Raw genomic sequence first — 14,397 nt, forward strand, 5'->3', positions numbered from 1 at the left:
GTCACGCGGTCGTAGGATGGGTGGAGCCGAAGGCGGCTCCACCCATCCTACGTGTCAGGTCAAGAACACCGACGTCACCGCGCACGCCGATAGTGCATGGCAACCGCACCACAGCGCAGCGGCGATGCGGAGACCAAGTCGAGCCGGCGCGTGCCCGGCAATCCACCCTGATACAGCGTCGGACCATGGCCGGCGATTCGCGGATGGACGAGGAAGCGGTACTCGTCGATCAGGTCCAGCCGGTCCAGTTCGGTCGCCAGCAAGCCGCTGCCGAGCAGCACGCCGGCCGGGGTCGCGTCCTTGAGCGCCTGCACACCGGCGCGCAGGTCGCCGGCGATGCGGTGGCTGTTGGTCCAGGGAAAGTCCGTGCGCGTCGACGACACCACGTACTTCGGCTTGGTCTCCAGCTTCTCCGCCCACTCGCGCAACGCCGGTGGCGCGTCGACGTCGCGACGGGCGACCGCCGGCCAGTAGTCCTCCATCATGTCGTAGGTGACGCGGCCCCACAGCATCGCGCCGTGGTCGTCCATCAGCCGGGTGAAGAAGGCATGCGTCTCGTCGTCGGCGATGCCTTCCTGGTGGTCGACGCAACCATCGAGGGTGAGGTTGAGGCTGAAGGTCAGGATGCCCATGCGCGTCTCCGGGTGGGTGGGTGCATCGGTCGGATCGGGTGTCGTCACTGCCCGGCATCAGGGTGCGTGCGCACTCCGCTGACGGGCTGACACGAGATGCGGCTTCAGTTCGCGCCAAGGGTAGCGACGTTCCTCCGGCCACGGAAGACGGAACACCGGTGGACGCTTGCGCGCGAGGATCGACGCGATGAGCCAGTCCTGGTCGAACCCGTCCCAGACGCCCGCCGTCGACCAAAGATTGAGGTGGACCACCGGATGCACTTCGTCGAACAGGATGCGTTGCAACTCGGTGATCGCGAAAGGCGAGCGCGAGCAACATCCCGCGACGCGCTCCCAGTCCGGCTCGGTATCGAGGTAGAGTTCGCTGAGCGCGATCCAGATGGGCCGGCGGATCTCCAGTTCTTCCGCCGAGAATTTCATGCGTCACTCCGACGCGGGTTGACGGCACGCCCCAAGCGCTTCTCGTCGAAGCCGGCATGAAGAATTCCGCGTGGCCGGCGTTGTCCCATGGCGCTCATCGTCGCTTGCGAAGGACCAGAGACCATCCCCATGAGACGAACATGCAGAACGCGAGCAGGAGAAGCCACCGAACCACGAGTCCCTCCCACGATGTCCCGAAGAGCCAAAGACGGGAAGCGCAGGTCAACGGATCGTCCACGTCGTGTGCGAATGCGGTACAGGACCGGGCCATGCGGGCGTGATGCCACCGGACCAGCGCATAGGCAGACGCCGAAAGAACGACAAGCACCGCGAACAGTCGAAGTGCGCGGCTGGCAATCGGCTTGATGCGGACCAGTCCATCCATCCTTCATGCTCCCTCAGAGGCAGAGTTGCTCCTCGCAAGGCTTCCGATCGTTGTCCCCATCCATCATGACGCCCGGGCAGTGGTCGAGGAAGTAGACGGCCTCGGCGCACGATCGCATCTGCGAGCAGTGTTTGCGCTGGTCGCATCGGAAAGCAGGCTCCCGCCCGGTCGCGGCGTCGGTGGCCAGGTCACGGCGTGCCTTCGCCGCTGGATTCATCTCCCAGTACAGAGCGCCGATGACCTGATAGGCGGCAATCCCGACCACCGACACGACGACGAGCGGTACCAGGAAGACGAAGACGGACCCGGCGGACGCTGCTTCGCGTGACGCGTGGCTGGACTGGCGCGACGGTCGGCCGGGGAGGCCCACACCCACCGCTCGCTGCTTGCCGTTCTTGATGACCGTCGTGAAAGAAACGAACTCACCGACCTGGGGGCGCACGCCCCTTGGAAACTCGGAGATATGCACGAAAATCTCCTCGCCCGTGCCCGACACCTCGATGAATCCGAAGCCCCGTTCGTCGTTCCACGTCTTCAGCATGCCGCGGTCGTGCATGGTGCCCTCCCGGATGGTGTGACCCGCAAGTGGATCAACCCATCCTGCGCGCCGTGTCGGGACGCTTCGCCCGACACGGACGCCGCGTCTTCCAGGTCATTTGGTGGGCGGTGGCGGCGCCTCCGCCAGCGTTCCCGTGCTGTAGTGGCCACCCGCGGCTGCGCAGTCGATGTCGCGCGACGGTTCCCACTTGATGGCCGTGCCGGTGACGACCGGCCTCACGAACCGCCATGGCCAGAAGCCGAACCGCTGCGAGCCGTTGTAGTGGATGACCGCATCGGCGCCTGCCGCCTTCGCATCGGCGATGACCATCGGAAGAATGTCGTTGACGCTGCCGTAGCTGCCCTTCCCGTACTTCAGTTTCCTGAGCGTGGTGTAGGTGTAGTCGGCGGGCGGCGTCCCTGTGAACAGGCAGATTCCGCCACTCTGGCTTTGCGGCTCAGGTGCAGGATCGGCGGTCTGGGCGTTACAGAGGTGCGCAGCGCAGACCAGCGCGATGCCGATCATCAGTTTGCCGAACATAGTGGAATCCCCTTTCCTTTTGTTTTACTGCGTTGTTGAGATTGTATGAGAAGCGTCGTCTCGCCCCTGACGGCTGTCATGCCGTGCCGTGAATCGGGTTTGGCTCGAATGAGTTGTTATGTTGCTGGCAGTAGATCTGTGTTTGCCATGTTTTCGCCGAAATCGAGAACACGGCGATGTTCGCGCTCATGGCATGGGCGGCAGAGCGTAACAAGGTTGGCCCGCTGGTGTGTGCCGAAGTTGGATGCGTAAACGATGTGGTGGACATGCAGCTCAACTCCTGTGGCACCGCAGCCGACACATGTGAACTTGTCCAAGATCCTAATAGTCTTTGCGACTTCCGCCCAGTTGCTGGGGTAGCCCCATCGATGAGGTCTATCAAGGTGTAGCAGTTTTCGACGATGCGCGCGGATCATCTTGAAAATCTTGGAGCGGTTCGATGTATCAGCAACCAGCCGGTTAATCCAACTAGATAGTGCAGTCTCTACCTCGTGCGTCGGATCGCTGAGAATGCGGCTTGCCTTGTCATGAATCCAAGCGGGTTTAGGCAATAACAAATCTAGTTGCGCTCTCCGTACAACCCCGCGCTCAAGCATTTGGCGCGCTTCGTCATAGGCGAACTCAGCAACCTGCTTGTACTTGTTTAGATCGTTCGTGCAACGTCCGCAAACACAGACGCGCCGTGAGCTATAGCGAAGATTCTGGAAGCTCTTGAGACAGATCTTGCAAATTTTCACGCAGTCTCCCCAGCAACATAACGCTTGCAGACCCGATCCAAGGGATAACAACGCGGATATTCATCGCGTGACAAGGGCGCGTCAAGACAAGAGGCTTGTGGCATGCACGGACGCGGCGCGCTTCCGCTACCCCGGGTCAGCGTGCCGCTTGTTCGTCCAGCACGATGCAACAGCAGGTCAGTCCGCGGCGATCTCCACCGCTGTGCCGTTGACACGGATGCCGTCGCGTACATCGGTGGGGACTTCCACCTCCAACAGACTCGGGCGCCCGATGTCGTGACCCTGGTGAACAGTGAGGGCACGGCTCGCGGGCAACTGGTTGCGATCTGCGAGGTACGCACCGAGCGCGGCGGCCGCAGCGCCAGTCGCGGGATCTTCCACCACACCACCCGGCGGGAACGGGTTGCGCGCATGCACCGTGTGCTCGTCCTCGCGCCAGACCAGATTGATCGTGGTCCAGCCGCGTGCGGCCATCAGCGCAGCGAGTGCGTCGAAGTCGTAGTGCAGGTCGGCGAGTCGCGCGCGCGACGCGGCGGCGATGATGGGATGCCACGCGCCGGCATACGCGAGTCCGGGCGGCAAAGCGGGATCGAGTTCGTCGCGGCGCCAGGCGAGCGCCGCGAGGAGCACATCGAGATCCGCCGCGTCGAGCGGTGCGGTATGCGGCGGCACGCTGGTCAGCGTGGCGGCGAAGCCGGCATCGACCGTCACCGGCACGCGTCCGGCCTGCGTGTGCAGCACGAAATCGCCGGGACCCTGCGCACGCGCCTGCGCGACCATCGCCGCGATGGTCGCGTGACCGCAGAAGCTCACTTCGGCCAGTGGACTGAAATAGCGCACATCGAGATCGCCATCCGCACGCGGCGACAGGAACGCCGTTTCCGAATAGCCCACGTCGGCGGCGATGCGCTGCATGGCGTCATCGCTCAGGCCACGCGCATCCAGCACCACGCCGGCGTGATTGCCGCCGGCCGGATCGGTGGTGAACGCGCTGTAGCGCAGGATCGCGGGCGTCATGGCATTTCTCCGACGGCAGCGGCGGGCGGATCCAGGCGCACCACCAGATAGCGCAGGAAGAACTGCGTCAGCGGACCCACGCCGAACGCGAACAGCAGCGTACCGACACCGGCAACGCCGCCCAGCAGCACACCGATGATCAGCACGGTGACTTCGATCAGCGTGCGGATGCTGCGGATCGACCAGCCGGTGCGGCGCGCGAGTCCCGTCATCAGGCCATCGCGCGGACCCGGACCCAGCTGCGCACCGATGTACATCGCGGTGGCGACCGCGCACAGCACCACGCCGGCTACCAGGTAAGCGCAGCGCAGTGGCAGGCCTTCCGGCGTATCGAGCAGGGCGAGGTTGAGGTCGGCGAACGGGCCGAGCAGCAGCGTATTGGCGACCGTACCCACGCCCGGCATCTGCCGCAGCGGAATCCACGCCAGCAGCACGCCCACCGCGGTCAGCACCATGACCATGCCGAACGACAGCGGCAGATGATGCGAGACGCCGAGATGGAAGACGTCCCATGGCGACGCACCGACCGCGCCTTCGATCATCAGCGCGATGGCCAGGCCGTACAGCCACAGGCCGACGAGGAGGCGCAGCAGCCGTTCCGGCAGGCGGCCGGCTTTCAGTTGCGCAAGGGGACCAAGGTTGGCGAGTACGGCGGGCGCGGCGGGCGGTTTCATGGGTCCACCATCCCTTGGATTGGCCCTTTCTTCCAGAGCCAATCCTGCGATAGTGGCCCCATGGATCGTTCATTGGCCCCGGATCGTCTTGCCACGCTGGTCGGCGACTTCCCGCGCGCGCCCGCCTATCGCGGCCTGCGTGAGGCCTTGCAGGAACTGATCGGCGACGGCCGGATTCCACTTGGCATACGCCTGCCCAGCGAGCGCGCCGTCACCCGGGCACTGGGCGTGTCGCGCAACACCGTCACCCGCGCGTACGCGGACCTCGTGGCGGCCGGCTTCGCCACCGCACGGCAGGGCGCCGGCACGTATGCCGCTGTGCCCGTGGACCGGCGGCGCGCGCACGACCACGCGCTGCATGCCGCCGACACGACCCAGGCGATGGACGGCGTCATCGACCTCAATTGCGCGGCCGGTGGCGCCACCCCGGGCGTCGCGGCGGCGTATGCCCGCGCGATGGTCGCGCTGCCCGCGTACCTGGCCGGCGATGGCTACCTGCCGTCGGGCCTGCCGGCGTTGCGCGGACTCGTCGCGGCGGGCTACGCGCAACGCGGCCTGCCTACCGCGCCGGAACAGATCGTCATCACCTCGGGCGCGCTGTCGGCCATCGCCATCGTCGCGCGGGCGCTGTCGCGGCCCGGCGATCGCGTGATGATCGAATCGCCGGTGTACTCGAATGCGATCGACGCGCTGCGCCTCGGCGGCGGGCGCCTGGTCAGCGCGCCGATGGCCGATCCGCTCGGCGACGACGGCTGGGACCTGGCCTCCATCGAAGCGACCCTGAGGCAGACCGCGCCGCGCCTGGCCTACCTGATTCCCGATTTCCAGAATCCCACCGGCTTCCTGATGCAGGATGCGCAGCGCGCCCGCTACGCCGCGGCGCTGCATGCGACGCGCACGGTCGCCATCATCGACGAAACCCTGCAGTCCACCTGCCTGTCGGAGACGCCGATGCCCTTGCCGTTCGCGGCGCATTCGTCCGGTGCGTACACGATCGGCAGCGCATCGAAACTGTGCTGGGGCGGCCTGCGCGTGGGCTGGATCCGCGCGCCGCGCGAGGCCGCCGACCGCATCATCGCCACGCGCGTGCAGATGGACCTCGGCAGCTCGCTGTTCGACCAACTGGTGGTGGCGGAAATGCTGGGCGCCGACACCTTCCTCGCAGTGCGTCGCGAACAACTGCGACAACGGCGCGATGCACTGGCGCAGGCCCTGCGCGAACACCTGCCCGACTGGCGCTTCCGCCTGCCCGACGGCGGCCTGACGCTGTGGGTGCGGATGCCGCACGGCAGCGCCACGCAACTGGCGGCGGACATGGAGCGCCAGGGCATCCACCTGGCGCCCGGCCCGGTCTTCAGCGTGGAAGGCGGCGCGGATACCTGGCTACGGATTCCCTACGCCAAACCGGAAGAACAACTGGTGCAGGCGGTGCGGGCGATGGCAGAGACCTGGTCTGCGCGCCCGCAGGAACACACGCCGCATCAACGCCGCGCGAAGCGGTTGATCGCGTGACGCCCTATCACTCCAACCGCTGCACCACCCACGCCCACATCGGCAGCGTCGCCAGCGACAGCAGGATGCCGTAGCCGACCAGCGCGGCGGCCAGGCGAGGGGCGAGCTGGTGCGAGATCGCCAGCGCGGCGGCGGTGATCATGGTCGGCATGGCCGATTCCAGCACGTTGGCCTGCAGCATCTCGCCGCGCATGCCGAACGCGAGCGACAGCGGCACCGCGAGCGCGGGCATCACCAGCAGGCGCAGCAGCAGGCCGACGGCGAGCGGCTTCAGTTCGTCGCGCGGCAACTTCAACTGCAGGGTCAGGCCGACCGCCAGCATCACCAGCGGCAGCATGGCGTCGGCCAGTTTCTGCAGCGCGGAGGCGATCCACGCCGGCGGCTGTTCCGGCATCAGCGTCAGGCCGAACAGCAGCGCCCAGACCGGCGGGAATTTCATGATGCGCAGGACGATCTCGCGTGCGGTCGGCGGCGCGTCGCCGCCGTAGCGCGCCAGCACGTACAGGCCGAACGTCGACAGCAGGATGAAGGTGCCGAACTGGTCGTAGACCACGGCGTAGGGCAACGCGTGTTCGCCCAGCAATGCGCGCACCATCGGATAGCCGATGAAGCTGCTGTTGCACAGCGCCACGCACAGCAGCAGCACGGCGTGCTCGTCGCGGCGGAATTTCAGCAGGCGCGTGGCCAGCGCCACCAATGCGACGGTGGCCAGCGTCAGCAGCCATGGCGTGACCACCACGCCCAGCAACGAGGTGTCCAGGCGCAGGCGCGGCACGTAGGTCAGCATCGCCGCCGGCAGGCAGACGTACAGCACGACGCGATTGATGACATCGCCCGCGTTGTCGGGGAAGGCGCGCAGGCGCGCGAACGCCATGCCGAGCGCCAGCATGGCCAGGATCAGGGCGAAGGCATCGAACGCCATGGTGCAGCGGGAGACGACGTGGGGAGCGCAGGATCGCACAGTGGTGCGCACCATGCTGCCGGACCTTCGTCGCAGGCAATCAACACCGCCATTCCTTACTCGTCACCCCGGCGCAGGCCGGGGCCCAGCGACTTCGCTGCTAGATGAGGAAAATCGCTAGGTTCCGGCCTGCGCCGGAATGACGGTCTCCATGGATGACCATCGATCCACACCCCAGGGCTTATCATGGCCGCATGACGAACCCCGCCTTTCCCATGGCCTCCGGCCCGATCACCCTCGACGGTCCCGACGGCGCGCTGGAAGCCCATGTCGACTGGCCGGAAGACGGCGAGCCGGTGAAGGCCATCACCGCGATCGTCTGCCATCCGCTGCCCACCGAGGGCGGCACGATGCACAACAAGGTCGTGGTGATGGCCGCGCGCAGCCTGCGCGAACTCGGTGCGGTGACGGTGCGCTTCAACTTCCGGGGCACCGGCGCTTCGGGTGGCCTGTTCGACCATGGCGATGGCGAAGTGGACGACCTGCGGGCGGTGGTGCAGTGGGCGCGCGAACAGCGGCCCGGCGCTCAGCTGTGGCTGGCCGGTTTCAGCTTCGGCGCCTACGTGTCGCTGCGCGCCAGCGCGGACCTGCAACCGGATGCGCTGCTCTCGATCGCGCCGCCGGCCGGCCGCTGGGACTTCGCTTCGATCGCGCCACCGACCTGCCCGTGGCTGGTGATCCAGGGCGAACAGGACGAGATCGTCGAGCCGCAGGCGGTGTACGACTGGATCGACAGCCTGAAGCAGCCGCCGGAACTGATCCGCATGCCGGAGACCAGCCACTTCTTCCACCGCAAGCTGATGGACCTGCGCGGCGCCATCAAGCACGCGATGAAAGGCTACGTGCCGGCGTGATGGCGGACGACGCACGCAACGCGGCGACCACGCCGTCGCAGGTGTACGCGCGCGGCGCGGCGCAGCGCCAGTGGCAGGACGATCCGGCGCAGCATCCCGCGCTGGCGCAGCTGGACCGCATCCACACCGCGCTGCTGGCGGAACCGGCGTCGCCCGGACTGTTCGGGCGCCTGTTCGGCAAAGCGCCGGAGACCGTGCAGGGCCTGTACTACTGGGGCGAGGTCGGGCGCGGCAAGACCTTCCTGGTCGACCTGTTCTACGACACCCTGCCGCTGCCGACGTATTCGGTGTCGCAGAACAAGGCGCACGGCGAGGGCGGCGGCAAGTACCGCACGCACTTCCACCGCTTCATGCGCGGCGTGCACGAACGGCTGCATGAACACGCCGGCGAGAGCGACCCGCTGGCGAAGATCGTGCGCGAGGTCCGCGGCAAGCTGCGCGTGCTGGTGCTGGACGAGTTCTTCGTCACCGACATCGGCGATGCGATGCTGCTGGCACGGTTGCTGGAGCGCATGTTCGTCGAGGGCATCACCCTGGTGACCACGTCAAACACTGCGCCAGAGAACCTGTACAAGGACGGCCTGCAGCGCGCGGGCTTCCTGCCGGCGATCGACCTGTTGCAACAGCACTGCGTGGTGCTGCGCTCGGACGGGCAGGAAGACTACCGCCTGCGCGCGCTGACACGGTCGCCCGTGTATCGCACGCCGCTGGACCGCGACTCCGATGCCTGGCTGGCCTCGCGCTGGCGCGAGCTGACCGGCGGCGAAGACGCGCAAGCCGGCAACATCGAGATCGACAGCCGCAAGATCCCGGTGCGAGGCCGCGGCAAGAGCATCGCCTGGTTCGATTTCGCCGCGCTGTGCGAAGGCCCGCGCGGCACCACGGACTACATCGAGGTCGCGCACGAGTTCAACACGGTGCTGCTGGGCGACATCCCGACGTTCGACCGCATGAACGAGGACGCGGCGCGCCGCTTCGTCAACCTGATTGATGAGCTGTACGACCGCCACGTCAACCTGGTCTGTACCGCCGCCACCGCACCCACGACGCTGTACACCGGCACCCGGCTGCAGGGCGCGTTCGAACGCACGGCCTCGCGCCTGATCGAGATGCAGAGCGCCGAATACCTGGCCACGCCGCACAAGGCCTGAGCCATGGAACGCGTGCCCGCTGCGATCGCCGACGCACTGCAGCGGACGATCGCCAATGGCGGCCGCGTCTGCGTGCTGACCGGTGCCGGCATGTCGGCCGAGAGCGGGATTCCCACGTTCCGCGGCACGCACGACAGCCTGTGGTCGCGCTTCGATCCGATGCGGCTGGCAACGACAGAGGCGTGGCGCGAAGATCCCGCGCTGGTGTGGGGCTGGTACCGCTGGCGGATGCAGCTCGTCCGCGACGCGCAGCCGAATGCCGGCCACATGGCGCTGGCGGATCTCGCGCGTCGCGTACCGCTGTCGCTGGTCACCCAGAACGTCGACGACCTGCACGAACGCGCCGGCAGTGTCGTCGACGCGCACGTGCACGGCAGCCTGTTCGCCCTGCGCTGCTTCGCCTGCGGACGCGCGCATGACGGTCCACTCGACGACTACGCGGACGGCGCGCAACGGATCGAACCGATGCGCTGCGCCGCCTGCGGCGATCGCATCCGGCCGGGCGTGGTGTGGTTTGGCGAAGCGCTGCCCGACGACGCATGGAATGCGGCAGTGGACGCGGCCACGCGCTGCACGCTGATGCTGGTGGTCGGCACGTCGGGACTGGTGTATCCCGCCGCCGGCCTGCCCGCGCTGGCACGACGCCACGGCGCGACGGTGGTGGAGATCAATCCGGAACCCACCGCGCTGTCGGCGGACGTCGACCATGTCTGGCGGGCGACGGCGGCGGAAGCCTTGCCGCTGCTGGTCGGTTGAATCCGTACGCCGAGGTTTGCCAAGCGCAAGAATTTTCCGCGAGATCCGCCACTACGGTCTTGACGATCTCATCCCGTGAGAACACCGTGCCCCACTCTCCTTGCCAGAGCAGCCCGACGCACGATCACGAGCAGTTCGAGTGGGATTCTCCTTCCATGATCCCTGTGATTTCTTATTGCCAGGAACAGATCTGTGTGTGGATTCTGTATCGAAGACATGTACTTCAATGGGCAGGCGTCAGGCTCATTCTTCGCTGAGCGGAGCATCCGCCTGATGGAAGCGGCAGACTGGCATTCTTGCTACACGGCGCTTCACGATCCGAGCGATATCGAGATGTTGATCGCCTTGGGGCGGGAGTTTGATGGGTATATCCACTGGACTCGCAATCAGGCCATCAGCCATCAGATTCCGCTCCAGAAATGGCAAGCGCTCGTAGAGCCACTGGCGGAAACCGTCCCCGACGCCGTCTTCCTGCACATGCTCGGCGACTTCAATTTTGTCCCCTGCGACCTTTCCGGACATCAGGCTGCCGCAGACTCATTTCTCGGGGAGGTGGTGAATCGCTACTTCATCGTCGAGAACGATCACTACAGGCTTGAAGGCGACTGGTCGCCATGGACGCCCCAGGAAGAGCCGGTCCGCCTGTTCTGGGCTTACATCTGCGTCGTTATCAGCGTAGCGGGTGGGCATGGCAAGCGATGGCTGTATGAACTGGCATTCGCGGCTACCAAGCGCCCGCCATTGTTCATTGGAATGGAGCTATGGATCCAGCGGCGCGCTTTGACCTTACTCGTGATGTCCGACGGCCCCGGTGTTTTCAATCCGAGAGAACCGGTCAGGTCAGCGCTGGTCCAATGCGCACACGCGGCGGTCGCTCGCAAGCTGGACGACCTTGAGAGCACACTGGTTGAGCTACATAATGTTGAACGAATCGAGTCATAGGCAACACTATGGAGAACACCGGACATGGCGAACAATCACGATTTTCTGGATCAAGTTCAACGATACATTTCCGAGCACAGGAGGGATGGACTAGCCGCCTACAACATTTCCGGCATCTACGATCTCCTCCCGGGGACGCAGCCAAGTACCACAGACCTTGCATACAAATGGCCAGAGTCGTGGCCAAACGCCTCTAATGCTGGTGTGTATGCGATCTTCGGTTCTGACATGACACTTTTGTACGTTGGCAAGAGCTCCATGAATAGCTTCTTGGGTGCTCGCCTCAGCTCCTACTTTGGCTACACACCGGAGCGCACATGTCGCATCAAGGGCGAGTGGAGCATAAGCCCGCGCTATCTAATGACGGTGGCGGTGCCTGACGACGCAACATGGGAAGCTCCTGCACTCGAGGAATTCCTGGTTCAGCGCCTAAATCCATCACTCAACAAGAATGGGCGCTCTTCGTAGCGCGCCCTGGAAATTCATTCACACCGATGTGACCTCACTGCGCGGCTTGAACAAAACGATGGCTCATCTCGGTTGGCGCATGTCACCACGTGCGCGACGAGCGCTGCATCGCCATCGACCTGCTGGTGGCCGGTACGCGACCCGAGGTCTACGGCCCGCCCGCCACGCCCCCGTTCGATGAAGCGACGGCGCGGGCGCGGTTGCAGGAAGCGCTGGGTCCGGTGCGGATCACGCGGTGATGGCTTCGCCCCCTCTCCCCCGCTGCGGGGGAGAGGGTTGGGGTGAGGGGGAAGGCGCGATGTGAGGTACCCGTTGTGGGAGCGACGTAAGTCGCGATGGTCTATCGGTAAAGCTTCATCGCGACTTACGTCGCTCCCACGACGGGGACTATTGCAACTGGCGCCGCACGAACGCATCCACCGCCTTCGTGTAATCGGACGGCACCCCCAGCTCGCGATTCACTTCTCCATGCGAGAGATCCTCGGGCTGCACCTCCATCGCCACGCCCAGTGACTTCCCCTTCTCCACCATCGCGCGGCCTTGCGGGCACGCATCCTGCCGCCGCGACGAGCAGACAAACAGCATCGGCACCGCGTCGCGGGTGAGCTGGTGGTACGGCGAGGCGGCGATCCAGTCGGTGGGATTCCTGCCGAAGGCGGCATCGTAGATGCGTCGCAGTGGCGGGTTCTTCATCGTCAGCGGCACATCCAGCGCGCCACTGTCCAGCGAGACCACGCCGCGCGGCTTCGTTGCGCCCGCTGCTCGCCACAACGTGGATGACGCACCGACCAGCGCGGCGAGATGCGCGCCGGCGGAGTGGCCCATCAGCAGCACGCGCGACCCATCGCCCTGCCACTCGGGGGCGCGCCTCTGCACCGCCGCCAATGCGCGTGCGACATCGCGGGCCTGGTCCAGCGGCGCGGTGTCGGGACGCATGCGGTAGTTGGTGGAGATGAGGATGTAGCCCTTCGGCAGCCAGTACGCGGCCTTGTTCTCGACCACGCCGGGATTGTCCTTGTTGCCGTTGGCCCAGCCGCCGCCGTGCACGAACAGGATGATCGGCGCGTTGTGCGGCCGCTCGGGCAGGTAGACGTCGAAGCGCTGGCGCGGATCGTCGCCATAGGCGACGTCGCGCAGCATGCGTGCGCCGGCAGGCAGCGAAGGCGTGCGCGTCGCCGGCTGGCGCGAGGTCTCGCGTGCTTGCTGCAGGCGTTCGCGGAAGGTCTGCGCCGCCAGTGGAAACGCGGTCAACAGGGCACAGGCCAGCAAGCCGGCGCGGAGCAACGGGATCAGCGTCATGGGGGGTCACCTCGGGAGAGGCAACGCGCCGTCGCCAGCGGGGTTGACGCCACCCGGACGCTCACTGGCCGCGAACCAGTCCGCCCGGCGACAATACGCGCCCCTCGCGGCCCCACGCCGCCCGCCAGCCGAGTCCCATGACCGCCTTCGTTACGCCCGACCGCATCCGCAGCCTGTTCGCCCAGGCCATGTCCGACATGTACCGCACGGAGGTGCCGCTGTACGGCGACCTGATCGAGCTGGTGGGCGAGATCAACGACGCGACACTGCAGCGGGATACCGCGCTGACCGCGCGCCTGCAGCGCAATGCGGAAACCGAGCGCCTGGACCTGGAACGCCACGGCGCCATCCGCGTCGGCACGCCGGCCGAACTGGCGATGCTGGGTCGCGTGTTCGCGCTGATGGGCATGCACCCGGTCGGCTACTACGACCTGACCGTGGCAGGCGTGCCGGTGCACGCGACCGCGTTCCGTCCGCTGACCGAGGACGCGCTGGCCGCCAATCCGTTTCGCATCTTCACCTCGCTGCTGCGGCTGGAGCTGATCGCGGACGAGGCGCTGCGTGCGGAAGCGGAAAAAATCCTCGCCCGGCGCGACATCTTCACCGCCGGCGCACGTTCGCTGGTGGCGCAGGCCGAACGCGATGGCGGACTGGACGAGGCCGATGCGCAGCGTTTCGTCGCCGAGGTGCTGGAGACCTTCCGCTGGCACGGCGACGCCACCGTGCCGCTGGACACCTACCGCGCGCTGCTTGGCCTGCACCGGCTGGTCGCCGACGTGGTCAGCTTCCGCGGCCCGCACATCAATCACCTGACGCCGCGCACGCTGGACATCGATGCCGCGCAGGCGGCGATGCTGGAACGCGGCATCCAGGCCAAGGCGTTGATCGAAGGCCCGCCGCGCCGCGCGGTGCCGATCCTGCTGCGCCAGACCAGCTTCAAGGCGCTGGAGGAACAGGTCGCCTTCCCCGACGCCACCGGCACGCTGGTGCCCGGCAGCCACAGCGCGCGCTTCGGCGAGATCGAACAGCGGGGCCTGGCGCTGACGCCCGCCGGCCGCGAACTCTACGATCGCCTGCTGGCACAGGTGCGCCAGACCGGCGGGGCCGGCAACACCTCGGCGGACTATCCGCAGCGGCTGGCCGAGGCGTTCGCAGCCTTTCCCGATGACGAAGCCACCCTGCGCCGCGAGGGGCTGGGCTATTTCCGTTACCGCCTGACCGACCGCGGCACCGCCCTGCCCGCCAGCGAGCGCGCGGCAATGACACCGGATGCGCTGGTCGACGCCGGCTTCGCCGTCGCCGATCCGATCGTTTACGAGGACTTCCTGCCGGTCAGCGCCGCAGGCATCTTCCAGTCCAACCTCGGCGGCGGCGAACAGCGTGCCTACGACGCACACGCCAACAAGGACGCCTTCGAGACGGCGCTGGGCGCGACGATCCACGACCCGTTCGCGCTGTACGCACGGGCGCAGGACGCCTCGATCGCGGCGCTGCGGGCGTGATGCCTCTCC

16 protein-coding genes are annotated in these 14,397 nt (G+C 66.5%); 7 read left to right on the forward strand and 9 right to left on the reverse strand.

The annotated features are described in order from the left end of the window. Positions 1–74: 74 nt before the first annotated feature. From V7060_RS12110 to V7060_RS12140, 7 genes are all read right to left on the reverse strand, one after another. Entirely contained in the window at positions 75–632 is a 558-nt protein-coding gene (locus V7060_RS12110; protein WP_334179500.1) for a dihydrofolate reductase family protein, read from the reverse strand. 57 nt (positions 633–689) lie between these two features. Then, complete coding sequence (locus V7060_RS12115) at positions 690–1,052, reverse strand: hypothetical protein (protein ID WP_334179501.1); 363 nt, start codon at positions 1,050–1,052, stop codon at positions 690–692. Between the two features lie 398 nt (positions 1,053–1,450). Further along, complete coding sequence (locus V7060_RS12120; RefSeq protein ID WP_334179502.1) at positions 1,451–1,993, reverse strand: cold shock domain-containing protein; 543 nt, start codon at positions 1,991–1,993, stop codon at positions 1,451–1,453. A gap of 96 nt (positions 1,994–2,089) precedes the next feature. Next, positions 2,090–2,515 carry a hypothetical protein gene (locus V7060_RS12125; protein WP_334179503.1) on the reverse strand — a complete coding sequence of 142 codons (426 nt, stop codon included), beginning with the start codon at positions 2,513–2,515 and terminating at the stop codon, positions 2,090–2,092. A gap of 76 nt (positions 2,516–2,591) precedes the next feature. Then, positions 2,592–2,783 carry a hypothetical protein gene (locus V7060_RS12130; RefSeq protein WP_334179504.1) on the reverse strand — a complete coding sequence of 64 codons (192 nt, stop codon included), beginning with the start codon at positions 2,781–2,783 and terminating at the stop codon, positions 2,592–2,594. Positions 2,784–3,429: 646 nt separating this feature from the next. Further along, complete coding sequence (locus V7060_RS12135) at positions 3,430–4,269, reverse strand: PhzF family phenazine biosynthesis isomerase (RefSeq protein WP_334179505.1); 840 nt, start codon at positions 4,267–4,269, stop codon at positions 3,430–3,432. After that, positions 4,266–4,943, reverse strand: coding sequence for a hypothetical protein (locus tag V7060_RS12140; RefSeq protein WP_334179506.1), 678 nt, complete (start codon positions 4,941–4,943; stop codon positions 4,266–4,268). Before V7060_RS12140 ends, V7060_RS12135 begins: the two co-directional genes overlap by 4 nt. A 60-nt stretch (positions 4,944–5,003) precedes the next feature. Between V7060_RS12140 and V7060_RS12145 the strand changes: the two genes are divergently transcribed. After that, positions 5,004–6,455, forward strand: a complete 1,452-nt coding sequence (locus V7060_RS12145; RefSeq protein WP_334179507.1) for a PLP-dependent aminotransferase family protein — start codon at positions 5,004–5,006, stop codon at positions 6,453–6,455. Positions 6,456–6,462: 7 nt separating this feature from the next. Here V7060_RS12145 and V7060_RS12150 read toward each other — a convergent pair whose 3' ends face one another. Then, positions 6,463–7,377 carry an AEC family transporter gene (locus V7060_RS12150; RefSeq protein ID WP_334179508.1) on the reverse strand — a complete coding sequence of 305 codons (915 nt, stop codon included), beginning with the start codon at positions 7,375–7,377 and terminating at the stop codon, positions 6,463–6,465. Positions 7,378–7,610: 233 nt separating this feature from the next. Between V7060_RS12150 and V7060_RS12155 the strand changes: the two genes are divergently transcribed. From V7060_RS12155 to V7060_RS12175, 5 genes are all read left to right on the forward strand, one after another. Beyond that, a complete protein-coding gene (locus tag V7060_RS12155; RefSeq protein ID WP_334179509.1) occupies positions 7,611–8,270 on the forward strand; it encodes an alpha/beta fold hydrolase in 660 nt (219 codons plus the stop codon). Next, entirely contained in the window at positions 8,270–9,421 is a 1,152-nt protein-coding gene (zapE, locus tag V7060_RS12160) for a cell division protein ZapE (protein ID WP_334179510.1), read from the forward strand. Before V7060_RS12155 ends, zapE begins: the two co-directional genes overlap by 1 nt. Before the next feature lie 3 nt (positions 9,422–9,424). Beyond that, entirely contained in the window at positions 9,425–10,177 is a 753-nt protein-coding gene (locus tag V7060_RS12165) for an NAD-dependent deacylase (protein WP_334179511.1), read from the forward strand. 273 nt (positions 10,178–10,450) lie between these two features. Beyond that, positions 10,451–11,119, forward strand: a complete 669-nt coding sequence (locus V7060_RS12170; protein WP_334179512.1) for a hypothetical protein — start codon at positions 10,451–10,453, stop codon at positions 11,117–11,119. Between the two features lie 557 nt (positions 11,120–11,676). Then, entirely contained in the window at positions 11,677–11,826 is a 150-nt protein-coding gene (locus tag V7060_RS12175) for a hypothetical protein (protein WP_334179513.1), read from the forward strand. Between the two features lie 148 nt (positions 11,827–11,974). Here V7060_RS12175 and V7060_RS12180 read toward each other — a convergent pair whose 3' ends face one another. Further along, positions 11,975–12,886 (reverse strand): alpha/beta hydrolase, encoded by a 912-nt coding sequence (locus V7060_RS12180; RefSeq protein WP_334179514.1) that lies wholly within the window; start codon positions 12,884–12,886, stop codon positions 11,975–11,977. A gap of 137 nt (positions 12,887–13,023) precedes the next feature. On the opposite strand from V7060_RS12180, the gene V7060_RS12185 reads away from it, so the two are divergent. Beyond that, entirely contained in the window at positions 13,024–14,388 is a 1,365-nt protein-coding gene (locus V7060_RS12185; protein ID WP_334179515.1) for a VOC family protein, read from the forward strand. Positions 14,389–14,397 lie beyond the last annotated feature (9 nt).

The organism is Pseudoxanthomonas sp. (genome assembly GCF_036845285.1).
Classification (GTDB): Bacteria; Pseudomonadota; Gammaproteobacteria; order Xanthomonadales; family Xanthomonadaceae; genus Pseudoxanthomonas_A.